Below are 25,493 nucleotides of genomic sequence, written 5' to 3' on the forward strand. Positions count from 1 at the left end.
TTGCCCGGTTTTTGCATGTCAGCGAAAGCCTGCCCTCTCATCTGCACCGTTTCTGCACATGTCCCTGAATACTGGCGAGATTGAAGCTCCAGCGTTTGATCTTGAACGCTTATTGCGTGAACAAAAAGCCCTGCTGGACAGTGCCTGTGTCGGCATTGCATTCGTCAAAAATCGCACCATCGTCCGCTGCAATCCGCACTTCGCCAAAATTTTTGGATTTACCAGCCATGATGAAGTAGTTGGCGTTCGCAGTGCACAGCTGCATCCATCGCTTGACGATTTCAAAGCGCTGATTCGCATGTCCTGTGTCGGCATGCGTCAGGGTAAGACCTTCAAAACCGAGCGACGCCTGCGCCGCCGCAACGGCGACCTTTTCTGGAGCAGCCTGAGCGGCCATCTGATCAACCCATCTGCACCGCATGAAGGCGCTGTATGGATCGTGGATGACATTGATGAGCAACGGCAGCGCAAAGCCATGCTCTCCAAGGCGCTGCGTGAAAAGCAACTACTTTTCGAAACTGCTGCCGTTGGCATTGCCTACATCAAGCAGGGGACGCTGACCCGCTGCAACCAGCACCTGTGCAAGATGCTGGGCTATGAGCCGGAGACACTGCTGGCACTGAGCAATATGTCTCCGTCCTTTGCGCTGTGCCACTCGCCGCTGGATGTACTCACCCAGATCAGCAACAGCCACACAGGTTCATTTGAGGGCGAGATCAGCTTGCGTCATCATCAAGGGCACGACATTGCCTGCGAGGTACGCAGCCGTTGGGTGGATCCACAGGACCGCTCACAGGGCGAAGTCTGGATCTTGCTGGACATCACCGAACGCAAGCGCATTCAGGCCATGCTGACCGAAGCACAGGCCGAACTGGAACGCCAGGTGCAGGAGCGCACCAACCAGCTCAGCGAAACCATTCAGACGCTGCATCAGGAAGTGGAAGACCGCAAGCGCATTCAGGAACGCATTCACTGGATGGCGCACTACGACACCCTCACAGGCCTGCCCAACCGCGCTTTTCTGGCTGAACGCAGCAAGCAGGCCATCGAGGACGCACGCAGCAACAACCGCCCGCTGGCCGTCATTTTTCTGGATCTGGACCGCTTCAAGCACGTCAATGATTCGCTGGGCCACAAGGTAGGCGATGCGCTGCTGCAGGAAATTGCCAAACGCCTGCGCGCCGTAGTGCGTGACCGAGACACTGTCGCACGGGTGGGCGGTGACGAGTTCGTGCTGCTGCTGCCCGGCGCCAACGCACAGGGCGCCGCACGCGTGGCGGGCAAACTGCAGGAAGCCTCACTCAAGCCCTATCAGATTGGTCACCATGAGCTGAGCATGGCGCCATCCATGGGCATTGCACTGTACCCACAGGACGGTGACGACATTGATGCATTGACGCAATCGGCCGATGTCGCCATGTACCACGCCAAGCTGGAAGGGCGTAACACCTATCGCTTCTTCACCCCGCAGATGCATGCCAAGTCTGTCAGGGCGCTGCAGCTGGAAAATGCCATGCGCCGCGCTCTGGAGCGCGATGAGTTCACGCTGCACTACCAGCCTCAGATCTGCCTGCACACAGGCGAGATTCGCAGCGTAGAAGCACTGCTGCGCTGGAACCAGGCTGAACTCGGCAATGTCTCTCCTGCGGAATTCATTCCTGTAGCTGAAGACAGTGGGCAAATCCTGCAAATCGGCGAGTGGGTACTGCGCAATGCCATACGCCAGCTCCAAGCATGGCACAGGCAAGGCTTCAGACAGCTCAAAGTGGCTGTGAACCTGTCTGCCATCCAGTTCCACCAGCCTCAGCTGCCCGAGCTGATCAATCGCATCTTGCTGGAATACAGCATTCCACCGCATGCACTGGAGCTGGAACTGACAGAAGGGGTAGCCATTCTGGACCCCAAGGCTGCGACCTCTACCATGGATGCCCTGCGCGGCAGCGGCGTCTGGCTGTCCATTGACGACTTTGGTACAGGCTACTCGTCACTGAGCCAGCTCAAACGTTTTCAGATCTACAAGCTCAAGATCGACCAGTCTTTCATCCGCGATATCGATCACGACCACAACGACCGTGCCATCGTCAGTGCCATCATCCGAATGGCACAAGCACTGGGCATCCAGACCACGGCAGAAGGCGTGGAAACCCAGGCACAGCTCGCATTTCTTCGCGAACAAGGCTGTGATGAGGCGCAAGGCTACTGGTTCAGCAAACCAGTGTCGGCCGAGCAGATCAGCCAGCTACTGAAAACCTATCGCCCCTGGCAGGCAGCAGAAATGGCATAAAAAACCCGGCTCGTGGCCGGGCCTGTTTTCATCTCATCAGTGCATATGCCGTGGTCTATGACCACCACGGGAACCGCCACCGCTGCTGGGTGGGAGCTTACCCAGCTCCAACGAGCTCAGCAGACTGTCAAAACGCTGCATGAAGAGTTTGTCGATTTCTGCGACCACGCCCAGCAGCTCCGAGGCATCGAAGTGGCGCTCCATCATGTGAATCACATCCTGGACCAGCATATCGCGCTGGACTTTCATGATGGCCGCAGGATTGGGGCCAACAAACAGCATCATGAAGTCATCACGCGCATCCTGAGAGCGGTCGCCATCCTCTTCATCGAACTCGGCGTCATAGAAGGTGACCTCAATCGCAGCACCTTCCTGTGCCAGCTCGTTCAGCCCCATGCACATATCGTCCAGCGACTGACGAAAATCGCTATCACCGGAGACGGTCCAGCACATCTGAACCAGACCTTCCTTGGCATTGAACTGAATACCTGGTTCTTCTTCGTAAGCACTGACCGAACCATCTGCCAGCGAACGCGCGCCAGCATACGACCACAGTGGCTTGAGTGCTTCTTGCAATTGTTCAAACGTGACGTCCGGGCGTAACAGCACCTGGCCGTGCACATGAATTTCAAAAGGGGCGTTATAGCTAGACATTGTTCTACTCACATCAGGTGTCTTTGACGGCCCAAAGCATTCAGACACTAAAGAGGAAGCCAAGCGAGTTTTGCGAGCAAAACCCTCCTCTGGCTGGAGCCACATTGTCGCATGCTGCATACAACAATGCTGCCAATGTGGCAGCCGTCAAAAGCAGCCTTCCAAAGATCGCAGGATCCAAGCATGGAAATAAAAAAAGCTTCCTGATGGAAGCTTTGCAGTGGTGCCCCGAGCCGGAATCAAAGAACCTGAAAAATCATTGTGTTAAACCGCAAATGCGTAATCCGTGCGTAAACACGAGACACGCCTCCACATGCCGATAGTGCGCCTGAAATGAGCCCCATCCACAGGCTGAGAGTGCATCAGAAGCCGTCAAAACCCGTCTTTGTTTGAAATGGGTTCGCTGACCGCAAAGCGGCGCAACGGCTTATTCCGCAGCTTTTCGGCGGTGTCGTCGAAATCCACACGCGAAGCGGGCGGGCGAGGCGGGGTCTCGAGCGCGCGCTGGGGGGCGTGGATGAAGTTGTGGCGAGTGAAAGCATTTGCTTACATGAGCGTCACTCACCTATACTGTGTTTACATACAGTCCGCACAGTAATGCCATGCCTTCAGAGAGCGCAAAGATCATCCAGAAAGAGATAGACCAAGCCAGCGAACGTGTTGGTGCGTTGTGTGAGCTACTTGAAGCTGCTCAGCAAAACAAGGTGAGTGCGTCCTGCATTCACTCGATCCTCAAGCCGATAGCCAGGCAGCTGGACGAAGCTGCTGGTGTGTTGGCAGATCGCTGCCAACAGAAGTGAATGGTTAGTACAGTAAAGCCCCGCAATGCGGGGCTTTGTGTTTGAAATTAACGAATGTCAGAGTTCGGCCAGAAGCAGACCTTCGGACATAGATTTTCAGTATCCACTAAAGAATGAGATTAAATTTTTAAGTTTGTCTAAACACTAGAACAGCAAATGTGCCTGGCAAGTTGCGCTCTCTTAGAGTATTAGGTGAAATAGAACATGTACATCGCATGCTTCCTAAATCTAGTTAGGCTCCTAAGAGCTCCCACTCCACAATGAACCCCATCACACGATTGCTCTATGCCGCACAGTTTGAACAAATTCAGTTCGATGTCGAGCGGGAGGTCGGAAGAGTCCTTGATCCGTTCAAAGTAGCGGAGCACTTGATTGCCAAAGGGCTGCAACCAAATAGCATCGAAGAAGCCATTCAGCACCTAGATGAGCAGTTTCTGTCGCAGTTTCCTGCCTTCAACGAGCGGATTATTCTGGAACGCACCATCCTCCCACCCGAACTACCTGTGTTTGTGCGCAAGAAGCAGTACAAGGTCAACGGAGAGGTTTGGACGGTTCATCAGAACGACGCTGACCCTTTTCCATCTTCGCCGCATGCACACAACTACGACCAGAATTTGGTAATGCATCTTGGCAATGGCAAGCTCTATCGGAAGAGGGATTTTGTTGCCGCGGCGAGGCGAAAAGACTTCCTCCAACTTCGTAGCCTTATAAAAACCGTACCGCTTCCGCCGCTTGAAAATGATGGTTGAATTTACACAGCTCCCATGTACTAAGTCAGCAGCGCCTAACTTGGCGCTCAATCGGAAGGCTCCCAGCCGCCGCTTACTTTAGTTCGTTAGATCTCGCTGGAAGCGCCATGAAATCACTACCCGTTCACCTGTTCAAGGACAGCTTCGGACCCTTCGTTCAGCTCCTGAATGAGCACGGGGTCAAGTACCAGATGCCCCAAGTCCGAGCTGGGGTTCCTATGGCCTCGTCGGGTGTACTGGAGATAATGCAGGCCGTTGGCAGCGCTGCGATGTGGGGCGCCCTTGCGACAGTTGTTGTGGCGTTCATAAACAGCAGGCGCGGTCGGAAGGTGATCATCACCACGAAGGAGAACACCGTGGTGCATGTCGAAGGCCTTTCCATGGCGGAATTGGAGCATGTCCTGGAGCACGCAAAGAATCTGACGGCCATAGACCCCGGCAAGAGCACTGCGGAAACGGACGACGACGGTAGCGGCAGGATCTAACATGGCGACGGACATGGACACGCCCACACGGACACGCCGCGCCCCCTTGCCGCAGCGTGCCGGTCACTTCTACGTTAAGGCAATAGCAAAATGCGCCCCAAACTCCCCGCCTTAGAAAAGAACATCCTGAAGTATCGGGCGCTTCAGATGGTCTTGCTGCTTCATCAAGTCGAATCACTTCGTTCTTTTGTAATCGGTTCAATGCGTGCTAGCGACAAATTTGCAACCTATACAACATCCCGTCCAGCACTACTCCCAGAGGGGAGTAAACGACCAATGGAAAAGGCCTTTCAGATACTTGTCGGCAAAGAGATCATTACCGAGAAAGAAAGCGAAGACCTACAAGGCATCATTAACCTCCGCAATCAAGTCGGCCACAAAATTCATGAGTTGGTGTCTGATATCTCAGCCCCCAAAACATTGCGGGTGAGAGATCAGATTTACGACTACTTTGCACTGGATCGGTTTGAACGCTATCGAGACAAAATTTCCAAAGGTATGACGAAGCACTTTGTACAGGAAGTTAACTTTCGAGACCTCACTTTTGAGCAAGCTGAGGCGACCTACAAGGAAGAGCTAAGCCGGCTTCATAAACGCATTGAACGTCAATATGAAGAGCGAAAAAAATCTGTCACCTAACTTAGCGGTCAAGCGGACGCCAACGAAGGCAAAGGCTTCGCCCTTGTCTTGATCCTCGTTGGTGCGCTCCAGTCGCTGCGTTCCTTCCGACACCGCTTACCTTGGGTATTAGTAACTTGACTGTCTGCTTTGGGTCGTTAGCAGAACTCCATCCAGAAAACGAAGCCCCGCACTGCGGGGCTTCGTCATTTCCAGCAAATACCGGCGCTTACTTCAGTGCCTGCGGCTGGGGTTCATCCACGCTTGCCAAGCGGTAGGTGTCAAACCGGCAAACCTCGTCACCCATGAAAGCGTTGATCACGCCCGACAGGTGCGCCTGCAGGGGCTGGATCTCATTGCGGGCAAAAACACGGGCAGCGTTGACCACGTTGCCAAAAGCCGCGCCGCTGGCGGGGACCACGCCGATCAGCTCAGGGGGCACGCGGTGGGCAGCCAGCTGGTCATCGCGGCTGACGTTCTTGATGTTGAGGAACTCGTCTTTGGCTGTGGCCTCCCCGATGGGGATCAGCTTGATGCCATCCTTTTGCCCATTGGGGCTGTGAAAAAACAGGTTGCGGAAGTTGCCAATACCTTTGGCGCTTTTGAGTGCGGTGCGCAGGCCGTCCACGTCTTGCTGGTTGGGGGTGGGGTCGGTCAGATACAGGATAAAGCCCGCGTGGCTCCCGTTCGTGTAGTAGCGGCGGCGGAACAAGGTGGCCGATTCATTGAGCAGGCTGGACTGCAGGCTGGCCAGGTACTGCGGCACGCCGTAGATCTCCTGGTCCACATCCGGCTCCATGATGTGGCAGACGCTGCCGGGCAGGAACTCATGCACCTCATTCCAGCGGGGCATGAAGCCAAAGCGCTGCAGATCCTTGTGGCGGCGCGTGTACTTGGCCATGCTGTGCTTGAGCGGCATGGTCTCCCCCAGCCGGTTGCGTGGCCGCTCCAAGTAGGCATTGCCAAACACCAGATACTCTTTGATCACCTTCACCATGGTCAGCCCATCCAGCAGCCGGTGGGGCCTGAACGTGCTGGCCAGCACCTTGGCCTTGAAGTCGATAGCGCTGGCGTGGTGCACCCCAGCGCGCAGCATGCGCGAAAGGCCGTCCACGCTCACCGGCATTTCATACCACTCGCCATTGATCAGGTTGCACTCGAACAGGTCGAAAATCTCGCGCCGGTCCAGCACCGCCTCCGGTTCTCCAAAGGTAAAGGCTTCCATTGCCTGCGGTTGCACTACGGTGGCCGTGTCAGTCATTTAGCAAATCTCCAAGGTCACGCCACTGTGCTGCGCACCGCCCACGGCGGCAGCCTCCAGCGGCTCGTTGTCTAAAGCATTCATGCAGGCCCAGGCCAAGTCGGCGTGGCCGGTCTCTTCGCTGCGCCCGCTGGCATAAGTCACGCTGCGGCCGCTGGCCGTCATCTCGCGCTTGATGGCCATAAAGCTGCGCTGCAGGTCCACGTCCCCCGCGTCAAACTCCAGCCGCCCTGCGCGGATCACGCTCTGGGCCTTGAGCACCAGGCGCGTCTTCACATCCACGCTGTACTGCAGCGCACGCGCGCCGGGGAAGAACTTCTGCACGATCTGGAACACACCCTGGCCCAGGCCGGTGGTGTCGATCGTGATGTGCTCCACGTTGTATTTCTGTGTGAGCTTGCGGATGGCCTCCGCCTGCCCTTCAAAGTCCGCGCCCTTGAACTGCATGCGTTCCAGCACGCGGAACTTGCCGCCAGCCAAGGCTGGCGGTGCCAGTACCACAAGGCCAGCAGCATCACCTGTGTGGCTGGGGTCATAGCCAATCCACACCGGTTTGAAGGCAAACGGCCGCAGGGCAAAAGGCTTCCAGTCATCGGCCCAGTCCACCCAGCTGTCCACATGGCAGCGCATCAGCTCGGTCAGCGGGAATACGGCAAAGCTCTCGTCCACAAACCCGCACATCAGCAGGTTGTCCCATTCCTCGTCGCTGTACTCAAAGCGCAGCTCGTCCAGGTCAAACAGATCGCACCCGCCAGCAGCGGCATCCAGCACCGTGACGATCTGGCGCCAGATCTTGTCTTCCCCCGTAAAGCCACCGGCCAGCCGGTCATGGCTCAGATCCAGCTCAATGCGGTTTTCTTTGCTGCGCCTACGGTTGATGCGGTTGCCAGACCAGAAGGCATATGCCTGGTGCTGCAGGCTGCTTGGCGTGCTGAAGTACGTCTTGCGCCATTTCTTGTGCATGGCCATGCCGCTGGCCACCTTGTTGAGCTGGTCAAAAGACTGGGTCCAGAAGAACTCGTCAAAGTAGAAATTACCGTGGTAGCCCTGGGCTGTGCGTGCATTGGTGCCCAGAAAGTACAGCGTGGCCCCGTTGGGCAGCACGATGGGATCGCCCTTGAGCTCCACACCCAGCACCTCTTTCACAAAGGCAATGATGTAGCCCCTGAAGATATGCGCCTGCGCCTTGCTGGCAGACAGAAAGATCTGGTTGCGCCCGGTCTCCAGCGCATCAATCAAGGCCTCGCGCGCAAAGTACCAGGTGGCACCGATCTGGCGGCTCTTGAGAATGGCCCGCGTGCGCTGCTGGCTGTTTTGCCACCAGGTCAGCTGGTACTTGAACAAGCTGTCAATGAAGGCCGCCTTGAGTTTTTCCAGCCCATCCTCCCCGCCCAGCTGGCCGCTGCGGTCAGGCTGGCGCTTGGGGCCAGCGTTGCGGGCGTTGATGTTCGGGTTCAGGTCGCTTTCCTTGCCCGTCTCTGCGTACTTGTGCACACGGGCCAGGCGTTCAATCTGGCGGCCCAGCAGGTCAATCTCCTTGAAGTCCCCGCCGGTCTTGTTTTCCTTGTTGATCAAAGTGCACAGCCGCATCTCCAGCGCGCCCTCCACCCGGTCAATCGGTTTGGCCTTGTCCCAGCCGTCGGCCGCTTTCCACTCATGCACCGTGGTGCGGGGCACATCAATGTGCTCGGCAATGTGCGTCACGCGCCAGCCCATACAGTACAGCGCACGGGCCTTGCGGCGCTTGTCCTGGCTGGTGTCAGTCAAGGCGCGCAGCACGTCCAGCTCAGCCGCTTCAGGGGCGGCAGCTTCGGCATCAGGAAACGGAAAAGGGTTGTGCTGGCCTTGGCGCAAACGCGTTTTTCGGCTTTCAGTGGCAGGCATACCCGCCAGTTTGGGCGTGCATTCGCGCGCGTGCACCTGCGCGTTTATGTAGCAAGCATCGCTACAGCGCAAAGCGTTTGCCGCTCACAGGGGGTCGGCCAGACCATAGAGGCTACCGCTGCAAAGCATCCCTGCAACCAACCCACTGAACGCCCATGCCTCAAAAGTCCAAATGGTTCCGCGTGGCCACTGAAGGTGCCACCACCGATGGCCGTGCCATCCAGCGTGTCTGGATCGAGCAAATGGCCAAAAACTTCAACCCGGCCAAATACGGTGCCCGCGTCTGGATCGAGCACATGCGCGGCCTGCTGCCTGACAGCGCATTTGCCGCGCAGGGCGATGTGCTGGCCGTCAAGGCAGAGCAGGTGGAGGACGGCAAGCTGGCCCTGTTTGCGCAGATCAAGCCGCTGGAAAGCCTGATCGCTATGAACAAGGCTGGCCAAAAGCTCTACACCTCCATTGAAGTGGATCCAAACTTTGCCGACACCGGCGAAGCCTACCTGGTCGGCCTGGCCGTCACCGACAGCCCCGCCAGCCTGGGCACGGAGCTGCTCACCTTTGCCCAGCAAAACCCAGACGCCAACCCACTGGCAGGCCGCAAGACCAGCAAAGACACGCTGTTCACTGCCGCCATGGAATTCACGCTGGAGCTGGAAGCCGAACAGCCCGAAGTGGTTGCAGGCCCACTGGCCACCGCCTTGGAAAAGTTCACCGCCGTCATGACCAAGCTCATGGGTGGCGACAAGCCTGCTCCCGCCGTGCAGCAGCACAGCACCCAGGCGCCCGATGTGGCTGCTGCCCTGACTGCCATGCAAGGCATGGCGCAAGCCTTTAGCGCCCAACAGGCCAAGGACGCCGCTGCGCTGGCTGAGCTGCAAACCAAGTTCACCAAGCTGGAGGCAGAGCACAAAGACCTGGTCACCAAGCTCAGCACGCAGGAGCAAGGCACGCAACGCCCTGCTGCCACGGGCGGAAACGGTCAGCAACTGGCCGAGTTCTAAGCCCTCGCCCATTCGTACAACCCACCACACCCAAGGAACGCCCCCATGCGTAACGAAACCCGCGTTTTGTTCAACGGCTATCTGAACCAGATCGCCGCGCTGTGCTCCATCGCCGTTGCTGATGTCAGCAAGAAATTCAACGTCACCCCATCGGCCCAGCAAAAGCTGGAGACCAAGCTGCAGCAGTCCAGCAAATTCCTGAGCATGATCAACATCGTGCCAGTGGAAGAACAAGTGGGCGAAGCCATTGGGTTGACCATCTCCGGCACCATCGCTGGCCGCACAGACACCAGCGGTGCAGGCCGCCGCAGCCCACGCGATGTGACGGGACTGGTAAAAAACGAATACTTCTGCAAGCAGACCGACTACGACACCTACCTCCCCTACGCCAAGCTGGATGCCTGGGCCAAGTTCCCAGACTTCCAGACCCGTATCAGCGGTGCCATCGTGGAGCGCTGCGCACTGGACCGCATCATGATTGGCTTTAACGGCACCAGCGCAGCTGCCGACACCAACATCACCAACAACCCCCTGCTGCAAGACGTGGCCAAGGGCTGGCTGCAACACATCCGCGAGAACGCCGAAGAGCGCGTTCTGAATGGTGCAACTTACGGCCACGCAGATGCTGACTACAAGTCGCTGGATGGTCTGGTCTTTGACGCCATCCAGCTGCTGGACACCGTGCACCGTGATGACCCTGACCTGGTCGTACTCGTCGGCCGCGACCTGATGAACGACAAGCTGTTCCCGCTGGTGGATGGTCAAGAGGCCCCCACCGAAAAGCTGGCCGCAGACATTGTGGTGAGCCAGCGCCGCCTGGGCGGACTGCCTGCCGTGATGGCACCTTACTTCCCTGCTGGGACGGTGCTCATCACCCGCCTGGACAACCTGTCCATCTACTACCAAGAAGGCAAGCGCCGCCGCGCCATCATCGAAAACCCAGCCCGCAACGGCGTTGAGACCTTTGAGTCCTCCAATGACGCCTTTGTGGTGGAGGACTACGACTTGGTGGCCTTGGTGGAAAACATTCAGGAATACGAGCCACCTGTCCAAGGCGGTTAACCGTTGTCTCCGGTCGCAAGACCTTGGGCCGCTGACGCTGCACCTACCAAGCGCAGCGGCTCTTTTTTCGCCACCCCCACTCACAAAAGCACATGCCCAAGACACCTGCACAACGTCACATGGCCCGTGTACTGGCCCAGCAAGAAGCCGAGCGCGCAGCAGCTGCCGACCCATTCGGCGGCACCGCCCAGGGCAGCCAGCATGAGCTGGTGCTGGCCCAGCTGCATGCGCACATGCGCCTACTCAAAGACATTCAGTCCACCGAGAAAAAGGTGGAAGCCAAGCGCAAGCTGCTGCCCGAGTACATGGACTACCTGGACGGCGTGCTGGAGGCAGACGCTGGCGTGCAAGACCTCGTTGTCACCACCTTGCTGGTGTGGATGCTGGACGTGGGCGACTGGCAGCCAGCGCTGGACGTAGCCGCCTACTGCGTGCGCCATGGCCTGCAGCTGCCCGACCGCTTTAACCGCAACCTGCCCACGCTGCTGCTGGACGAAATCAGCGAAGCCGCCATCAAAGGCCAGCTGACCGGCGTGAACGCCCTGGCCGTGCTGGCCAAGGCGGACGAGCTGACCCATGGGCTGGATGCCCATGACCAGGCACGCGCCAAGCTGCACAAGGCCATTGGCTGGGCCGCCATGGGCAAGACCGGCACCAAGGATTTGAGTGCCGACGAAATCAAAGCGCTGGAGCTGGACAAGGTGCACATCGCACACCAGCACCTGCAACGCGCCATGGCCTTGAACGACAAGGCTGGCGTGAAAAAAGACGTGGAGCGCTTGGAACGCCGCCTGAAAGAGCTGCAGCCAGCCGCCCCCAACTGAGCGAACCCCGCACCCGGACGGCTCAGGGGCTGCGGCCTGCCAGCTACCCGCTGCGCTCCAGCCAACGCCCCTGACCACCGTCCCCCTACACCCTTGACCTGTTGCCGCCCATGTCTGCCTTCATCGTTACTGCCAACCCGCCGGCCGCTGAGCAAGAGCCCGATGTGACCAATGACGGCTTCTTCCCGGACATGCAGCCCGCCCAAGTACGCGCAGCGTGCAGGCTGGACGGCACCGTCACCACTGCGCGCCTGCTCCCTGCCCTGCAAGACGCCATGCTCACCATCAATGCAGAGCTGCAGTCCTGGGCCGATGAGCAACGCACTCGCTGGGGCTACACCAGGCTGCAAGACGTACCAGCCCCGCAGGTAGGCGGCATCAGCGCCAAGGTGCTGCAGTACCAGCGCGCCGTGCACCACTGCCTGCAAGCAGATCTGCTGGAGATGTACCGCAACATTTCCACCACCCCCAATGGCAGCGGCAAAGAGGCCCGGGTGACGGAAGACCTGGTCACCCAGCTCGGTGAATTGCGCCGCAAGCAGCGCTGGGCCATCTCTGACCTGCTCGGCACTGCACGCTGCACCGTTGAACTGATCTGACGCACATGGCAGCGCAACACATCCGCACCCAGCAAAACGAAACCGTAGACGCCCTGTGCTGGCGCTACTACGGCCGCACACAGGGTGCCGTGGAAGCCGTACTGCAGGCCAACCCCGGCCTGGCTAGGCATGGCCTGCTGCTGCCCCAGGGCATGCTGGTGCTGATGCCAGTTCTACCCACACCACCGACCCAACAACTGACACAGCTATGGGACTGAAGATGAAAGTTGAATCTGCAATTGAAGCTGCCAATGCTGCTGGCGTAGCAGGCAAAGTTACCGTGGCTGGTGCGGGCACATCGGGCTTGAGCTTCTTTTTGTCCAACCAGTTCTTTGGGCTTGTGGGTGCCGTGGTAGCTGTACTGGGTTTTATTGTCAGCGTTTACTACCGACGCAAGGAATACAAGTTCAAGTTGGCTGACGAAGAACGCAAGCAAGCCGAAGAGCGCCGCAAAGAGGCTGAACATCAGCTGCGCATGCAGCAAATCCGAGGGGGAGCACTGTGAACCGTCGACAGTATTTCCCCCACCTTGGCGGCAGCCTGATTCTGGCCAGCGCTGCCCTGCTGGGCTTTCTCGGCCAGTGGGAAGGCGCTGAGCAGCACGTGGTCTATGCCGACCAGCTCGCCGGTGGCCTGCCCACCGTGTGCAAGGGGCTGACCCGCCATGTCACCACCACGCCCATCATCGTGGGGGAGCGCTGGAGCGCCGAGAAGTGCGCCCGTGAAGAAGCCGCCGCCCTGCAGCGCGTGCAGACCGCACTGGCCCAGTGCTTCAAGCGGCTGCCGCCCCAGTACGTGTTTGATGCAGCCAGCAGCCACGCCTGGAATTTTGGGCACCCCAGCACCTGCTCCAGCCTGGCCATGCAGGCATTCAACCGGGGCGACTGGGAAACCGGCTGCCGCCGCCTGAGCATGTCTGACGCTGGCCGCCCCGTCTGGAGCTTTACCAGCCACCTTGACCCCAAGACCGGAGCCAAGGTCTACACCTTCATTCAAGGCCTGGCCAACCGCCGCCAGGCTGAAACCAGCTTTTGCCGCAAAGGGGTGAGTGCATGAAAGACGTGATTGCAGACGCGCTGCTCTACACCATCATCATCGTGCTGGCCGCCACCGCTGGCATGCAATACCAGGCGCACCGCCACGCCCAGGCAGACAAGGCCGAGCTGCAGGACCTGCAGCGCCGCGCCGCCGCCAATGCCGCCTGGCTGCGTGGTGAGCGCAAGGCCAGCGAAGAGCGCCTGAACCAGCACATCGCAACGCTTTACGCCCAGCTCTCTCAAGCCCAAGGAAAAGCCAATGAAGACCACCAAGCCCATGTTGCTGGCCTGCGTGCTGGCACTGTCAGCGTGCGCGTCCCCATCGTGCCCGCCAGCTGCACCAGCGACAGCGTTCGCCCCGCCGGAAATGCCGCCGCTGCAGCTGCAGCCACGCACGCCCAACTTGACCCAGCGGCAGCAGCAGATCTTGCCGCCATCCCCCAAGAAGGTGATGCCGCCATCCGCGAGCTCAACACCTGCATTGCCCAGTACAACGCCGTAAAAGAGCAGATGGACGAATGGCGCTCCACCCTGCTGCATCTGGAGGCTGGCCATGCTCAAGCCCATTAAGCTGCGCGAACACCTCACGGCCGCCCTGCCGCGCATTGCCCACAACCCGGAGCTGCTGAAAATCTTTGTCCTGAACGGCAGCGTGCGCTGCACGGCCACGGGCACCCTGTCGTGGGAGTACAGCTACACCATGCAGCTGCAGCTGCTGGACTGGGTGGACCACCCAGACAGCGTCATGGCACCGTTACTCAGCTGGCTGCAAGTGCATCAGCATGATCTGCTGGCCAACCCGGACCGCAAGGGCATCCGCTTTGACGCCGAGTACCTGAACGCCGCCAGCATGGACCTTATCATCCATCTGGACCTGACTGAGCGCGTCATTGCACGTGCACGCCAGGACGTCCCGGGGGGCATCACGCTGACGCACGTCAGTGACACGCCGCCGTCATATCTGCCCATGCAAGAGCACTGGGAGCTTTTCGTAAAAGGCGAGAAAGTGGCTGAGTGGAACTTTCCGCCGAGCCACCCGGGTGTTCAGCCGTAAGCCATGAGCGACCTGCAGCGCCTTGAAACCTGGCTGGCCCCTCTGCTGGCCAAGCTCTCCCCCGCAGAGCAGCGCGTGCTCTCGCGCCAGCTAGCCCAGCGCCTGCGCCGGGGTAACCAGGCCAACATGGCAGCCCAGCAGGGGCCAGACGGCCAAGCCTGGGAGCCGCGCAAGCACCGCAGCCGTGACCGTGCAGGCAAGCTCCGCCAGGGGCCCATGTTCCGCAAACTGCGTACCGTGCGCCACCTCAAGGCCATTGGTCAGGGCAATGAGGCCGTGGTGGCCTTTGTGGGCCGCACGGCTGCCATTGCCCGTGTGCACCACTATGGCCTGCGTGACCAGGTCGCTGCAGACGGAGCCTCTTACCAGTACCCGGCCCGCCCATTGCTGGGGGTGAGCGATGCGCAGATCAATGAGCTGCTGGATGCTGTGCTGGACCACCTGAGCCATTTCTGATGCGTTGATGTAGCAGCCACCGCTACACGTGCGCGCGCTGGCGCGCGTGCGCATGGCAAGACACCATGGCGGCATGTCTGCGCTGCCCCCTGAACTCAGCCCCATTGAGCTGTACCGCCTGATTGCCAACATGATCCGTTTTGGCCGGGTGGAAGACGTGCGCCCTGGCAGCAGCTCCACCCCTGCCACTTGCACTGTGCGCCTGAGTGAAGACCTGGTCACCACCCACATCCAGTGGATCAGCCTTGCCGCAGGAGGTGTGCAGCACACCCGCCACTGGCGTCCACCTGTTGCCAATGAGCCCTGCCTGGTGCTGGCGCCAGAAGGCGACCTGAACCACGCCGTGGCCCTGCTCGGCCTGTTCAGCAGCGACATGCCGCAAGCCACTGCCAACCTGAACGCCGAGCGCCATGACTTCAGCGGCTCTGAATTCTGGGAATACGAGCGCACCACCGGCACACTGGTGTTCAACATTGCCAACGCCATCACGTTGAATGTGGGTGGCTCACAGCTGCACATCACCCCAGATGGCACCACGCTGACCACGCCCAGCTTCAAGGTGGACAGCCCGGCCACCGAATTCACCGGCGCAGTCACGGTGCAAAAGCTGCTCACCTTCAACGGCGGCGTGGCTGGCCAGGCTGGTGAAGGTGGAGCCAACGCCATCCAGGGCGGCATGGCTATCCAAGGGGGCAGCCTTACCCACAACGGCAAAAACGTGGGCAGCAACCACACCCACGCAAACAACGGCGCAGGAGTGCCCAACTGATGGACCGCTTCACAGGACGCCGCCTCACAGGCCTGGACCACGTCAAACAGTCCGTGGCAGACATTCTCACCACCCCGCTGGGCACGCGCCTGGAGCGCCGCACCTATGGCAGCCTGCTGCCCAGCCTGATTGACCAGCCAGACAACGCCCACACCCGCCTGCGCACCTATGCCGCCATTGCCAGCGCCCTCATGAAGTGGGAGCCGCGCCTGCGCGTCACCCGCGTGGGAATCAGCAACGGGGCCTTGCCTGGTCAGGCCACGGTGCATCTGCAAGGCGAATACTTGGGCCAGGCCGTCAACCTGTCTGCCGCCCTGCAACTGCGAGGTGCCGCATGAGCGTGGATTTTTCGCAGCTGCCAGCCCCCAACGTGGTCCAGCCGCTGGACTTTGAGGCCGAGCTGCAGCGACTCAAGTCCATCGTGCGTGAAGAGATGGCAGGCGTAGAGCCTGAGATTGACACCATCCTTGCGCTGGAGTCTGAGCCCCTGGTCAAAGTGCTGCAGCGCATTGCCTATGAAAACATGGCCATGCAGGCCCGCATCAACGACAGTGCCCACGCCTGCATGCTGGCCTATGCACAAGGTGAAGACCTTGAAGTGTTTGCCGCCAACAATGATGTGGAGAAGTTGCCTGGCGAGACCGACGCGCAGCTGCGCCGCCGCGCCCAGATGGCGTTTGAAGGCCTCACGGTGGCTGGCAGCAAAGGCAGCTACATCTTTCACGCACTGAGTGCAGATGCCCGGGTGCAGGACGCCATGCCCATCACGCCCACCGGCGGCACCGTGCGCGTGGTGGTGCTCAGCGCCGAAGGTGACGGCAGCGCTGCCCAGGAACTGCTGGACATTGTGGCCACCAAGCTCAGCGCTGATGACGTGCGCCCCATGAGCGACACGGTGGAAGTGGTCTCTGCCGAAGTCATCCCCTTTGAAGTGATCGCCCAGCTGCGCGCCTACCCCGGCCCCACACAGGCCAGCGTGCTCGAGCGTGCCTTGGCCAGCCTGAATGCCTACTTGGCCAGCTGCCGCAAGCTGGGGTATGACATTTCCGTCTCTGGTCTGGCCGCTGCCTTGCATGTGCAGGGCGTACAAAGCGTGCTGTTTGACCCCCGCATGCAAGACATCGAGGTGCAGCCGCACCAGGTAGCCCATTGCACGGCCATCAACGTCACATTGGCAGAGGGCAGCTATGTCTAGCCCATCCACCCGCGCCGCCACACTGCTGCCCCCCAACGCCACGCCGCTGGAGCGCGCCTTGGCAAAGGCAAGCGCCATGCCGCACAGCCCGGAAGAGATCCGCCAGCTGTGGAACCACCTCACCTGCCCGCTGCACCTGCTGCCCTGGCTGGCATGGGCTTGGAGCGTGGACGAGTGGGACCCTGCGTGGACTGAAGGCCAGCAACGTGCCATGGTGGGCGCATCCATCCGGCTGCACAAGAAAAAAGGCACGGTCTGGGCCGTGCGTGAGGCCCTGCTGCGCTCCGGCCTTGAGAGTGTGCGTGTCATTGAAAAGCCCGTGGACGCCGAGCACTGGTCGCACTTTGATGTGGACATTGCTGTGGTGGACCGGCCCCTGACCCAAGGTGCCATCCAGCGCGCCCATGCCCTGATTGAAGAGAACAAGGCCCAGCGCAGCGTGCTGCGCACCTTGCGCACCTCCATGCAAAGCCGTGGCGGCATGTACTTCGCCATGCAGCTGCTTTGCGGCACTCAAACCACGGTGTACCCACTGCAGGCCAAAGACATTACGCCAGAGCCGGTCGCCATGCACATGGCCTTCGGAACCCATGGCGCAAATACCACCACTGTTTACCCCATGACAGCACCATGAGCCAGAAATACTTCACCACGCTTACCAATCTTGGCGCTGCGCTCCATGCGAATGCGCACATGCAGCAAACCGCCGTGCCCTGGACTCACTTGGTCCTGGGCGATGGCAATGGGGTTGAACCTGTGCCCAGCCCTACACAGACGGGTGTCATTCATGAGGTTGATCGGCTGGCCATATCCAGCATTGAGCCAGACCCTGACAACCCTAGCTGGATCGTTGTGGAAGCCGTCATCCCATCTGATCGGGGCGGCTATGTTGTCAGGGAAACCGCCATCATGGGCGGTGAGGATGGCAACCAATGCATTGCCGTTGGCAACTACCCAGCCACTACCAAGCCAATGCTGGCCGAAGGCGCAGGCAGCGAACTGATCATTCGCATTGTGGTGGAGATTGCGCATACCGCCACAGTCACGCTGAAGATCGACCCTGCCATTGTGATTGCGTCACGTGACTGGGTGCAAAGGCTGGAAGCTACTGAAGAACAAGCCAAGCAAGGCACTGCCGTTGGTCGCTGGATGAGCCCATTGCGTGTGGCTCAACTGCTGCGCGAACAAGTTGCCCAGGCAACTGAAACGCTACGTGGCGTACTGCGCATTGGCACCCAAAACGAAGTCAATGCCGGGTCTTTGGATAACGTAGCCGTAACGCCTAAAAAGCTCGCCGCACGCACTGCCACGGAATCGCGCACCGGGCTGGTTGAGCTGGCCACGACTGCAGAGGCAACTGCTGGCACAGATACATCACGCGCGGTAACACCTGCAGGTGTAAAAGCAGCTATTAACGGAGGTAATGCCGCGACAGCAACCACGCTGGCTACAGCGCGCACGATTAACGGCACGTCATTCAATGGCAGCGCCAACATCACGACGGCCAATTGGGGAACCGCTCGAACTCTGACCATCGGCGCAACAGGGAAGTCTGTGAATGGATCGGCCAATGTAGCGTGGACGATTGCTGAAATCCTGCCTACGGGCACAAGTGGTCAGGTGCTGAAGCACAATGGCACTACATGGGTGGCGGGCACGGACAATAACACCACGTACAGCACGATGAGTGCCAGCGAGGCGAACACCGGGACTGCTACGGCTGCCAGAGTCATTACAGCAGCCGTGCTGAAGGGGGCGATTGACACCTTTGTTCCGGCTGCTAGTAGCGCAACCAGTGGCAAGGTTGCACTGGCCACCAATGCGGAAGCACAAGCAGGCACAGATGCGAGTAAGGCGGTAACGCCTGCGGCCTTGGCTGCCCGTACTGCCACGGAATCACGCACCGGCCTGGTTGAGCTGGCCACGACTGCAGAGGCGGCTGCTGGCACAGATACATCACGCGCGGTAACACCTGCAGGTGTAAAAGCAGCTATTAACGGAGGTAATGCCGCGACAGCAACCACGCTGGCTACAGCGCGCACGATTAACGGCACATCATTCAATGGCAGTGCCAACATCACGACGGCCAATTGGGGAACCGCTCGAACTATGACCATCGGCGCAACAGGGAAGTCTGTGAATGGATCGGCCAATGTAGCGTGGACGATTGCTGAAATCCTGCCTACGGGCACAAGTGGTCAGGTGCTGAAGCACAATGGCACTACATGGGTGGCGGGCACGGACAATAACACCACGTACAGCACGATGAGTGCCAGCGAGGCGAACACCGGGACTGCTACGGCTGCCAGAGTCATTACAGCAGCCGTGCTGAAGGGGGCGGTTGACACCTTTGTTCCGGCAGCTAGTAGCTCGGCCAAGGGCAAGGTTACGCTGGCCACAAATGCGGAAGCACAAGCAGGCACAGATGCGAGTAAGGCTGTAACGCCTGCGGCACTTGCTGCGCGTACTGCCACAGAATCACGCACAGGGTTGCTTGAGATTGCCACGCAAGCGGAAGTAAATGCGGGCACTGACGATGCGCGGGCGGTTACACCTAAAAAACTGCGGGCCGGCTTTACTATTGTCAAAAGCGGGGGCTTGTTTGGTATTGCATTCCCGAGCTGGCTTGGGGGCTTCATTATTAACGCGGGCAAAACAGATGTCCCTGCTAACGATTCGCCAGTTACCGTCTCACTGCCCATTGCTTATGCCACGCAACATACAGCTGCTGTTGCATGCGTTAACTATGGGGTAGTCATCCCCAATGGGATGATTGGGGCAATTGCTTCTTCAAACAGTCTCACAGCGGTAACTGTGATGGCTGACGCTTCTCACCAAGCGCTTAGTTTCACTACTGTTTCTTGGATTTCTATTGGATATTGATATGAAGTATTTTTATTCGCCCAGCACAAACGGATTTTATCTGTCTGCGGTACACGCCGAGATTCCTGACGATGCCAAAGAAATCTCGGAAGACTTATATAAAACGCTACTTCAAAGCGGCGGACAGATAGAGTCGGATGCTGACGGAATGCCTATGCCCGCACAGCATCGAGCCGCCACGGTCGCAGAATTGGCCTGCGCATCCCAAGCGCAAGTAGACGCCGAATACACCCGCCGCATGGGCGAGCTGGCCAACAACTACCCCGCCCACGAGCGCGAGAGTTGGCCCGTGCAGCTGGCAGAAGCACAAGCCTTGCAAGCAGACGCAAATGCCATCACCCCATGGATTGACCAATGTGCCGCCGCACGTGGGCTTGATCGGCTGCAACTGGCCTTGCGCATCTTGCAAAAAGATGCCGCCTACCGTCAGGTATCTGGCCTCTTGACAGGTATTCGGCAGTGGCACGAAGACCAGATCAGCACACTACTAGAAGCTGGCGAAGCATCACGCCAAGCACTGCAGGCCTACGACACCACCCAAGGCTGGCCCACCACCGACCTGCGCGAGCCACAGCCTGCCTAGCTTTTGCTGTAGCACCCACCGCTACACGCGCGCGCGCTGGCATGTGTGAGGGGGAGTTGGCACCCTTGAAGGGTCGCCAACTCAACCCACCACAGCGCCCATGTCTACCGAATACCACCACGGCGTGCGAGTCCTCGAAATCACCGAGGGCGTGCGCAGCATCCGTACCATTTCCACGGCCATCATCGGCCTGGTGGCCACAGCCTCAGACGCTGACGAAGCCGTCTTCCCCTACAACAAGCCCGTACTGATTACCCACGCCCGCAACGCCATTGCCAAGGCGGGCAAGCTGGGTACGCTGGCCGCATCGCTGGATGCCATTGCCGAGCAGTGCCTGCCCGTGATCGTGGTGGTGCGCGTGCCCGATGGCGAGGGCGAAACCCCAGAAGCCAAGGCCGCCAGCCTGACCAGCAACGTGATTGGCGGCGTGGCAGAAGACGGCACCTATACCGGCATGAAGGCCTTGCTGGCTGCGCAGAGCAAGCTGGGCGTCAAGCCCCGCATTCTGGGTGCGCCTGGTCTGGCCACCCAGCCCGTGGCCACCGCGCTGGCCACGCTGGGTGAGCAACTGCGCGCCATGGCGTACTGCGGCTGCTACAAAGACGTGGTGGCAGATTCGCTGCTGTACCGCGGCGAGTTTGGCAAGCGTGAGCTGATGCTGATCCACGGCGACTTCCAGCGCTGGGACACCACGGCCAATGCCACCGTCACCGCATATACCGAGGCCTACGCCCTGGGCCTGCGTGCCAAGCTGGACTTGGAGCAAGGCTGGCACAAGACCCTGTCGAACGTGGGCGTGAATGGCGTCACCGGCATCAAGCAGGATATTTACTGGGACTTGCAAAACCCCGCCACCGATGCAGGCCTGCTCAACAGCAACGACATCACCACGCTGATCAACCGCGAGGGCTACCGCTTCTGGGGCAGCCGCACCTGCGCTGATGACCCGTTGTTCAGCTTTGAATCTGCCGTGCGCACAGCCCACGTACTGGCCGACAGCATTGCCGAAGCCCACATGTGGGCCGTAGACAAGCCCCTGCACCCCAGCCTGATGAAAGACATCCTGGAAGGCGTGAACGCCAAGATGCGCGAGCTGACCACCGGCGGCTACCTGCTGGGCGGCGAGGCCTGGTTTGACGCCGAGGCCAACCAGAAAGCAACGCTCAAGGAAGGCCAGGCCTTCATTGACTACGACTACACCCCCGTGCCGCCGCTGGAGAACCTGACGTTCAAGCAGCGCATTACAGACCGCTACTTCACTGACTTTGCCACCCGCGTGCAAACCGGAAGCTAAGCCCAACCACTGAACACCAGGAGCAAACACCATGGGCATGCCCAACAAACTCAAGAACTTTGCCCTCTTTGTAGATGGCACCAGCTACGCCGGTGAAGTCACCGAAGTCGTCCTGCCAAAGCTGACCCGCAAGCTCGAAGAATTCCGCGCTGGTGGCATGCGCACCCCAGTCAAGGTCGATCTGGGCACCGAAGCGCTGGAGCTGGAAGTCACCGCTGGCGGCTGGATGAAAGAGCTGCTCAAGCAATGGGGGGCCAAGGGCATTGGCGGCGTGCCGCTGCGCTTTGCCGGTGCCGTGCAGCGCGATGACTCGGGCGACTACAGCAAGGTGGAAGTCTTCATGCGCGGCCGCTGGGAAGAGCTGGACATGGGCTCTGGCAAGGCCGGTGATGACACCGAGTTCAAAGCCAAAGCCGCCCTGAGCTACTACCGCCTGGAATGGGATGGTGAAGTGCTCATTGAAATGGACCCCACCGGCCTGATTGAAAACGTGGGCGGCACTGACCTGATGCAGACCGTGCGCGACATCCTCGGCATCTAAACCCCCTCGCACTGGCCGTGCACCGCCACGGCCAGCCCCCTTTTTGCCTGACTCACTCTTCCCCCTGAACCATGGACAACACCCAAACCACAAAGACCATCACGCTGGACACCCCCATCACCACCGGCGGCAAAGAAGTCAACACCATCACCGTGCGCAAGCCTCTCAGCGGTGCGCTGCGCGGCCTCTCGCTCACTGACTTGCTGCGCCTGGAAACCAACGCCCTGCACAGCCTTCTGCCCCGCGTCACAGAGCCCATGCTGCTCAAGCAGGACGTAGAAAAACTCGACCCCGCAGACCTTGTGCAGCTGGGCACCGCCGTGGTGAGCTTTCTGGTCCCAAAAGCGGACAGAGCCGACTTCCCCAGCGCATAGAAGACGCCATGGCGCACGTGGCCTTCTTCTTTCACTGGCCACTGGCAGACCTGGACGCCATGAGCGTCGACGAACTGCTGGACTGGCGTGAACGCGCCGTCGGCATACACAACCAACTCCATCAATCTGAGGCGTAACCCCCATGGCTGAAAAAAACCTGCGCTTGCGCGTTGTGCTGGACTTGGCAGACAAGGCGCTGGCGCCGCTCAAGCGCATCAGCCAGGGCAGCCAGGACGCGGCAGGCACCCTCAAGGCCGCGCGTGAACAGCTCAAGCAGCTCAACAACCAGCAAGCCGCGCTGGGCAACTTTGAAAAGCACACGCAGGCCATGCGTGAAAGCAGCAATCAGCTGAAGGTCATGAAGCAAAACCTTCAAGTGCTGCAAAACACCGGCATGGCCAGTGCTGCGCAAATCAAGAAACATGAGGCGGCCATTGAAAAGCAGACTGCCAAATTCAAAGAGCAGCAGTCAACCGTTTTCAAGCTACGCAACAACCTCACGTCTTTGGGTATCACCAATGTGAGCGGTGCACAGCAGCGCTTGGCAGCAGATATTGCTGCCACTACTGCACGCATCAAAGCGCAAACAGAGGCTCTGAAAAAGCAGGCTGATATGCAGCGCCGTGCGGCTGGTATCAAGCAAGCCCAAGATGCCAACGTGGCAGCGCGCGGGCAGGCCCGTGGTGCACTGCTAGACGGTGTAGCCCTTGCCGCTACGCTGGGCGCACCGATCAAGATGGCCGTGGATTGGGAGCAGCGCCTGGCTGAACTCAACAAGGTCGCCAACAAGACGCCGCAAGAGCTTTCCGCTATTGGCAACGCAGCGCAAAAACTGGCGGTGGAAACGGGTGTGGCCCGTGAAGAAATTATTGGTGCCTACATTGCCGCCAGCCAGGCGGGCTTTGCCGAAAGCGAATGGGCACAGTTTGCAGAGGTGTCTGCCAAGATGGGCGTGGCCTTTGACACCACGGGCGAAAAAGCCGGTGAAATGCTCAAAGCTTGGCGCTCCGGCATGAACCTGAGCATGGACCAAGCCGCCGCGCTGGCTGGAGCTGTGAACCACATTGCCAACAGCATGAACGCGACGGCGCTGGATATTGGCGGAGTCATGCGCCGTCAGGGCGCCTATCTGTCTGCCATGGGCTTGAATCAAACCCAGTCTGCAGCGCTGGCCGCAACCATGCTCTCTGGTGGTGCCACGGAAGAAATTGCGGCCACGGCCTCCAAGAACTTCATGAAGGCCTTGACGGTGGGCTTCGCTGCCTCCAAAAGCCAGCTCAAAGTGTTTGAAATGCTGGATGTGGATGCCGAGCAACTGGCCAAGCAAATGCAAAAAGCGCCTGAAAAAGCCATCGTGGATGTGATGAAGCGCCTGCAAAAGCTGGCCCCTGACCAGCTTGCCCCTGCCATGAAAATGCTATTTGGTGATGAATCCATTGGCCCCGCTGCGCAGATTGTGAAAAGCGTAGATGGTCTGGTGGCGGCGTTTGAGATGGTGAATGACGAAGCCAAGTACATCACCAGCTTGCAAGCTGAGTTTGACAGCATGGGCAACACCACCCAGCAGCAAATGAAGAAAGCCAGCGAGAGCGTCAAAACCGTGGTCACTGCTTTGGGGGCTGGCTTGCTGCCCGCCATCAATCAAACCATGGCTGCATTTGCGCCCGTGGCTTTGGCCTTTTACGGCTGGATGCAAGAAAACCAAGGCCTTGTCACATCGGTTGTCATGGTAGTGGCCGCGCTCATGGCGCTCAAAATTGCCGCCATTGCAGGTGCCTATGCTTTCACATTCGTGCGCGGTGGCCTGCTGTCTGCACAAGCTGCAGCCATGGCGCTGCGCACAGGCCTGCCTTCACTGCTTGGCGGGTTTAAAGCGCTTGGCGGCTCTGCCGTGGCAGCAGGTAAAGTCGTGCCCTCTGCCCTGACCGCCATTGGCCTTGCGCTGCAAAAGCCGGTGAAACTGGCAATCGCCGCAGGCAAGGCTGTGCCGGGTGCGCTCAGCCGCATGTGGTTGGCTGCCAAGGGTTTGCCATCCGCATTTGTTGGTCTTGGTAAAGCCGCATGGGCAGGCTTTGCCAAGGCGGGCTTTGCCGCCAAGGGGGCTGCTGTCAAAGTGTGGGCCTATGTGCTCTCGCTCAAGGCAGCAGCCTTGGCCAGCGCACGGCAAGCGGCAGCCAGCATTGCCATGTATGCCGCTATGCGAGGGCCTAAAGGCATTGCTACTGATGCATTGCTGGGTCTGAAAAAGCTCACGGCCGCAAGCTTGCGCGCTGGCTTGGGCATGCTGGCCGGTGCATTCAAAGGTCTCTTGCTGCCCATCAAGCTGGTGGGGCGTGCGCTGCTGATGAACCCCATTGGCTTGGCTGTCACGGCAATTGCGGGTGCGGCATTACTCATCATCAAATTCTGGAACCCTATCAAGGCCTTCTTTGCAGGCTTCTGGCAGGGCTTTGTGCAAGGGCTGGCACCACTGGCCCCCATGTTTTCAGCCACCTTTGGTGCTTTGGGTGGCGTGTTGTCTGCCCTTGCGCCACTTTGGGACATGTTGGTGGGCGCTTTGTCTGCCGTGTGGGGCTGGGTCAGCCAACTGGTTGCTCCGTTTGAGGCGAGCAAGCAATCCATTGAAGGAGCCACACAAGCCGGGCAAGGTTTTGGCGCTTGGCTGGCTGATTTGGTGGTGACGCTCGTGTCAATCATCCCCAAATTTGTTCAGTTTGGCGCAGACTTGGTGAGTGGAATCATCAACGGCATCACCGGCAAGCTGGCAGCGCTGAAAGACACCGTGGTGGGCGTGGCATCGTCCGCCGCCAGCTGGTTCAAGGAAAGGCTGGGCATTGCCAGCCCCTCCAAGGTGTTCACGCAGTTTGGTGGCTGGATCAGTGAGGGCGCAGCCAACGGCATTGAGGCTGGCCAGGCAGCCGTGCGCGCGGCCCCTGTAGCCGGTGGGCATACAGAAATCCACATCCACGCCGCGCCCGGCATGGACCCGCAGGCCATTGCCCGCGCCGTCTCGCAAGAGCTGGACCGGCGTGAACGCCAGCGTGCCAGCCGTGGCCGCAGCGCCCTGAGTGACCTGAGTTAAGAAA

General features: G+C 59.6%; 29 protein-coding genes. 26 read left to right on the top strand and 3 right to left on the bottom strand.

Annotated elements, in window-relative coordinates; genetic code table 11:
• Positions 1-58: 58 nt before the first annotated feature.
• Positions 59-2,284 (top strand): sensor domain-containing protein, encoded by a 2,226-nt coding sequence (locus tag B5M06_RS16340; RefSeq protein ID WP_054066045.1) that lies wholly within the window; start codon positions 59-61, stop codon positions 2,282-2,284.
• Between the two features lie 36 nt (positions 2,285-2,320).
• Here B5M06_RS16340 and B5M06_RS16345 read toward each other — a convergent pair whose 3' ends face one another.
• Complete coding sequence (locus B5M06_RS16345; RefSeq protein ID WP_054066044.1) at positions 2,321-2,938, bottom strand: DUF6806 family protein; 618 nt, start codon at positions 2,936-2,938, stop codon at positions 2,321-2,323.
• A 602-nt stretch (positions 2,939-3,540) separates the two neighbouring features.
• Here B5M06_RS16345 and B5M06_RS16350 point away from each other — a divergent pair.
• From B5M06_RS16350 to B5M06_RS16365, 4 genes are all read left to right on the top strand, one after another.
• Positions 3,541-3,738, top strand: coding sequence for a hypothetical protein (locus tag B5M06_RS16350; protein WP_080025313.1), 198 nt, complete (start codon positions 3,541-3,543; stop codon positions 3,736-3,738).
• A 260-nt stretch (positions 3,739-3,998) separates the two neighbouring features.
• On the top strand, positions 3,999-4,487 hold the full coding sequence (locus tag B5M06_RS16355) for a hypothetical protein (protein ID WP_054066042.1): 489 nt from the start codon (positions 3,999-4,001) through the stop codon (positions 4,485-4,487).
• Positions 4,488-4,594: 107 nt separating this feature from the next.
• Positions 4,595-4,972 (top strand): effector-associated constant component EACC1, encoded by a 378-nt coding sequence (locus B5M06_RS16360; RefSeq protein WP_054066041.1) that lies wholly within the window; start codon positions 4,595-4,597, stop codon positions 4,970-4,972.
• 90 nt (positions 4,973-5,062) lie between these two features.
• Entirely contained in the window at positions 5,063-5,611 is a 549-nt protein-coding gene (locus B5M06_RS16365; protein WP_054066040.1) for a hypothetical protein, read from the top strand.
• A 208-nt stretch (positions 5,612-5,819) separates the two neighbouring features.
• Here B5M06_RS16365 and B5M06_RS16370 read toward each other — a convergent pair whose 3' ends face one another.
• Both B5M06_RS16370 and B5M06_RS16375 read right to left on the bottom strand, forming a co-directional pair.
• Positions 5,820-6,851 carry a phage portal protein gene (locus tag B5M06_RS16370; RefSeq protein ID WP_054066039.1) on the bottom strand — a complete coding sequence of 344 codons (1,032 nt, stop codon included), beginning with the start codon at positions 6,849-6,851 and terminating at the stop codon, positions 5,820-5,822.
• A complete protein-coding gene (locus B5M06_RS16375) occupies positions 6,852-8,627 on the bottom strand; it encodes a terminase large subunit domain-containing protein (protein ID WP_275886671.1) in 1,776 nt (591 codons plus the stop codon).
• Positions 8,628-8,890: 263 nt separating this feature from the next.
• Between B5M06_RS16375 and B5M06_RS16380 the strand changes: the two genes are divergently transcribed.
• From B5M06_RS16380 to B5M06_RS16480, 21 genes are all read left to right on the top strand, one after another.
• Entirely contained in the window at positions 8,891-9,736 is an 846-nt protein-coding gene (locus B5M06_RS16380; protein ID WP_054066038.1) for a GPO family capsid scaffolding protein, read from the top strand.
• 45 nt (positions 9,737-9,781) lie between these two features.
• Entirely contained in the window at positions 9,782-10,798 is a 1,017-nt protein-coding gene (locus B5M06_RS16385) for a phage major capsid protein, P2 family (protein WP_054066037.1), read from the top strand.
• A 92-nt stretch (positions 10,799-10,890) separates the two neighbouring features.
• The gene (gpM, locus tag B5M06_RS16390) at positions 10,891-11,622 is read left to right on the top strand and encodes a phage terminase small subunit (RefSeq protein ID WP_054066036.1); all 732 of its coding nucleotides are present in this window, start codon (positions 10,891-10,893) and stop codon (positions 11,620-11,622) included.
• 110 nt (positions 11,623-11,732) lie between these two features.
• Complete coding sequence (locus B5M06_RS16395; protein ID WP_054066035.1) at positions 11,733-12,221, top strand: head completion/stabilization protein; 489 nt, start codon at positions 11,733-11,735, stop codon at positions 12,219-12,221.
• A 5-nt stretch (positions 12,222-12,226) separates the two neighbouring features.
• On the top strand, positions 12,227-12,439 hold the full coding sequence (locus B5M06_RS16400) for a tail protein X (RefSeq protein ID WP_054066034.1): 213 nt from the start codon (positions 12,227-12,229) through the stop codon (positions 12,437-12,439).
• Positions 12,440-12,441: 2 nt separating this feature from the next.
• Entirely contained in the window at positions 12,442-12,726 is a 285-nt protein-coding gene (locus B5M06_RS16405; RefSeq protein WP_054066033.1) for a holin, read from the top strand.
• Entirely contained in the window at positions 12,723-13,277 is a 555-nt protein-coding gene (locus tag B5M06_RS16410; RefSeq protein WP_054066032.1) for a lysozyme, read from the top strand. The genes B5M06_RS16405 and B5M06_RS16410 overlap by 4 nt, the downstream gene beginning before the upstream one ends.
• On the top strand, positions 13,274-13,828 hold the full coding sequence (locus B5M06_RS16415) for a hypothetical protein (RefSeq protein ID WP_054066031.1): 555 nt from the start codon (positions 13,274-13,276) through the stop codon (positions 13,826-13,828). The genes B5M06_RS16410 and B5M06_RS16415 overlap by 4 nt, the downstream gene beginning before the upstream one ends.
• Positions 13,812-14,312, top strand: coding sequence for a phage tail protein (locus B5M06_RS16420; RefSeq protein WP_054066030.1), 501 nt, complete (start codon positions 13,812-13,814; stop codon positions 14,310-14,312). Before B5M06_RS16415 ends, B5M06_RS16420 begins: the two co-directional genes overlap by 17 nt.
• Before the next feature lie 3 nt (positions 14,313-14,315).
• Positions 14,316-14,768, top strand: coding sequence for a phage virion morphogenesis protein (locus tag B5M06_RS16425; protein ID WP_054066029.1), 453 nt, complete (start codon positions 14,316-14,318; stop codon positions 14,766-14,768).
• Between the two features lie 52 nt (positions 14,769-14,820).
• Entirely contained in the window at positions 14,821-15,537 is a 717-nt protein-coding gene (locus B5M06_RS16430; RefSeq protein WP_162777393.1) for a phage baseplate assembly protein V, read from the top strand.
• Entirely contained in the window at positions 15,537-15,875 is a 339-nt protein-coding gene (locus B5M06_RS16435) for a GPW/gp25 family protein (protein ID WP_054066027.1), read from the top strand. The genes B5M06_RS16430 and B5M06_RS16435 overlap by 1 nt, the downstream gene beginning before the upstream one ends.
• Entirely contained in the window at positions 15,872-16,732 is an 861-nt protein-coding gene (locus B5M06_RS16440) for a baseplate assembly protein (RefSeq protein WP_054066026.1), read from the top strand. Before B5M06_RS16435 ends, B5M06_RS16440 begins: the two co-directional genes overlap by 4 nt.
• On the top strand, positions 16,725-17,366 hold the full coding sequence (locus B5M06_RS16445) for a phage tail protein I (protein ID WP_054066025.1): 642 nt from the start codon (positions 16,725-16,727) through the stop codon (positions 17,364-17,366). Before B5M06_RS16440 ends, B5M06_RS16445 begins: the two co-directional genes overlap by 8 nt.
• Positions 17,363-19,615, top strand: a complete 2,253-nt coding sequence (locus tag B5M06_RS16450; protein WP_080025315.1) for a phage tail-collar fiber domain-containing protein — start codon at positions 17,363-17,365, stop codon at positions 19,613-19,615. Before B5M06_RS16445 ends, B5M06_RS16450 begins: the two co-directional genes overlap by 4 nt.
• 154 nt (positions 19,616-19,769) lie before the next feature.
• A complete protein-coding gene (locus B5M06_RS16455) occupies positions 19,770-20,198 on the top strand; it encodes a hypothetical protein (RefSeq protein ID WP_240183962.1) in 429 nt (142 codons plus the stop codon).
• Between the two features lie 100 nt (positions 20,199-20,298).
• Positions 20,299-21,492, top strand: a complete 1,194-nt coding sequence (locus B5M06_RS16460) for a phage tail sheath protein (RefSeq protein WP_054067026.1) — start codon at positions 20,299-20,301, stop codon at positions 21,490-21,492.
• Positions 21,493-21,523: 31 nt separating this feature from the next.
• A complete protein-coding gene (locus B5M06_RS16465) occupies positions 21,524-22,033 on the top strand; it encodes a phage major tail tube protein (protein ID WP_054067025.1) in 510 nt (169 codons plus the stop codon).
• Positions 22,034-22,104: 71 nt separating this feature from the next.
• Positions 22,105-22,407, top strand: a complete 303-nt coding sequence (locus B5M06_RS16470) for a phage tail assembly protein (protein ID WP_054067024.1) — start codon at positions 22,105-22,107, stop codon at positions 22,405-22,407.
• Between the two features lie 8 nt (positions 22,408-22,415).
• Positions 22,416-22,544: a GpE family phage tail protein gene (locus B5M06_RS16475; protein WP_080025316.1), complete on the top strand. Its 129-nt coding sequence runs from the start codon at positions 22,416-22,418 to the stop codon at positions 22,542-22,544.
• Positions 22,545-22,549: 5 nt separating this feature from the next.
• Positions 22,550-25,489 carry a phage tail tape measure protein gene (locus B5M06_RS16480; protein ID WP_054067023.1) on the top strand — a complete coding sequence of 980 codons (2,940 nt, stop codon included), beginning with the start codon at positions 22,550-22,552 and terminating at the stop codon, positions 25,487-25,489.
• Positions 25,490-25,493: the final 4 nt, after the last annotated feature.

The organism is Comamonas kerstersii (assembly GCF_002056725.1).
In the GTDB taxonomy this organism is placed as follows: Bacteria; Pseudomonadota; Gammaproteobacteria; order Burkholderiales; family Burkholderiaceae_C; genus Comamonas; species Comamonas kerstersii.

What these genes read in the sequence shown, in the direction of transcription:
- B5M06_RS16340 (WP_054066045.1), top strand. Translation starts at nt 59, where the DNA reads ATGTCCCTGAATACTGGCGAGATTGAAGCTCCAGCGTTTGATCTTGAA.
- B5M06_RS16345 (WP_054066044.1), bottom strand. Translation starts at nt 2,938, where the DNA reads ATGTCTAGCTATAACGCCCCTTTTGAAATTCATGTGCACGGCCAGGTG.
- B5M06_RS16350 (WP_080025313.1), top strand. Translation starts at nt 3,541, where the DNA reads ATGCCTTCAGAGAGCGCAAAGATCATCCAGAAAGAGATAGACCAAGCC.
- B5M06_RS16355 (WP_054066042.1), top strand. Translation starts at nt 3,999, where the DNA reads ATGAACCCCATCACACGATTGCTCTATGCCGCACAGTTTGAACAAATT.
- B5M06_RS16360 (WP_054066041.1), top strand. Translation starts at nt 4,595, where the DNA reads ATGAAATCACTACCCGTTCACCTGTTCAAGGACAGCTTCGGACCCTTC.
- B5M06_RS16365 (WP_054066040.1), top strand. Translation starts at nt 5,063, where the DNA reads ATGCGCCCCAAACTCCCCGCCTTAGAAAAGAACATCCTGAAGTATCGG.
- B5M06_RS16370 (WP_054066039.1), bottom strand. Translation starts at nt 6,851, where the DNA reads ATGACTGACACGGCCACCGTAGTGCAACCGCAGGCAATGGAAGCCTTT.
- B5M06_RS16380 (WP_054066038.1), top strand. Translation starts at nt 8,891, where the DNA reads ATGCCTCAAAAGTCCAAATGGTTCCGCGTGGCCACTGAAGGTGCCACC.
- B5M06_RS16385 (WP_054066037.1), top strand. Translation starts at nt 9,782, where the DNA reads ATGCGTAACGAAACCCGCGTTTTGTTCAACGGCTATCTGAACCAGATC.
- gpM (WP_054066036.1), top strand. Translation starts at nt 10,891, where the DNA reads ATGCCCAAGACACCTGCACAACGTCACATGGCCCGTGTACTGGCCCAG.
- B5M06_RS16395 (WP_054066035.1), top strand. Translation starts at nt 11,733, where the DNA reads ATGTCTGCCTTCATCGTTACTGCCAACCCGCCGGCCGCTGAGCAAGAG.
- B5M06_RS16400 (WP_054066034.1), top strand. Translation starts at nt 12,227, where the DNA reads ATGGCAGCGCAACACATCCGCACCCAGCAAAACGAAACCGTAGACGCC.
- B5M06_RS16405 (WP_054066033.1), top strand. Translation starts at nt 12,442, where the DNA reads ATGAAAGTTGAATCTGCAATTGAAGCTGCCAATGCTGCTGGCGTAGCA.
- B5M06_RS16415 (WP_054066031.1), top strand. Translation starts at nt 13,274, where the DNA reads ATGAAAGACGTGATTGCAGACGCGCTGCTCTACACCATCATCATCGTG.
- B5M06_RS16420 (WP_054066030.1), top strand. Translation starts at nt 13,812, where the DNA reads ATGCTCAAGCCCATTAAGCTGCGCGAACACCTCACGGCCGCCCTGCCG.
- B5M06_RS16425 (WP_054066029.1), top strand. Translation starts at nt 14,316, where the DNA reads ATGAGCGACCTGCAGCGCCTTGAAACCTGGCTGGCCCCTCTGCTGGCC.
- B5M06_RS16430 (WP_162777393.1), top strand. Translation starts at nt 14,821, where the DNA reads ATGGCAAGACACCATGGCGGCATGTCTGCGCTGCCCCCTGAACTCAGC.
- B5M06_RS16435 (WP_054066027.1), top strand. Translation starts at nt 15,537, where the DNA reads ATGGACCGCTTCACAGGACGCCGCCTCACAGGCCTGGACCACGTCAAA.
- B5M06_RS16440 (WP_054066026.1), top strand. Translation starts at nt 15,872, where the DNA reads ATGAGCGTGGATTTTTCGCAGCTGCCAGCCCCCAACGTGGTCCAGCCG.
- B5M06_RS16445 (WP_054066025.1), top strand. Translation starts at nt 16,725, where the DNA reads ATGTCTAGCCCATCCACCCGCGCCGCCACACTGCTGCCCCCCAACGCC.
- B5M06_RS16450 (WP_080025315.1), top strand. Translation starts at nt 17,363, where the DNA reads ATGAGCCAGAAATACTTCACCACGCTTACCAATCTTGGCGCTGCGCTC.
- B5M06_RS16455 (WP_240183962.1), top strand. Translation starts at nt 19,770, where the DNA reads ATGCCCGCACAGCATCGAGCCGCCACGGTCGCAGAATTGGCCTGCGCA.
- B5M06_RS16460 (WP_054067026.1), top strand. Translation starts at nt 20,299, where the DNA reads ATGTCTACCGAATACCACCACGGCGTGCGAGTCCTCGAAATCACCGAG.
- B5M06_RS16465 (WP_054067025.1), top strand. Translation starts at nt 21,524, where the DNA reads ATGGGCATGCCCAACAAACTCAAGAACTTTGCCCTCTTTGTAGATGGC.
- B5M06_RS16470 (WP_054067024.1), top strand. Translation starts at nt 22,105, where the DNA reads ATGGACAACACCCAAACCACAAAGACCATCACGCTGGACACCCCCATC.
- B5M06_RS16475 (WP_080025316.1), top strand. Translation starts at nt 22,416, where the DNA reads ATGGCGCACGTGGCCTTCTTCTTTCACTGGCCACTGGCAGACCTGGAC.
- B5M06_RS16480 (WP_054067023.1), top strand. Translation starts at nt 22,550, where the DNA reads ATGGCTGAAAAAAACCTGCGCTTGCGCGTTGTGCTGGACTTGGCAGAC.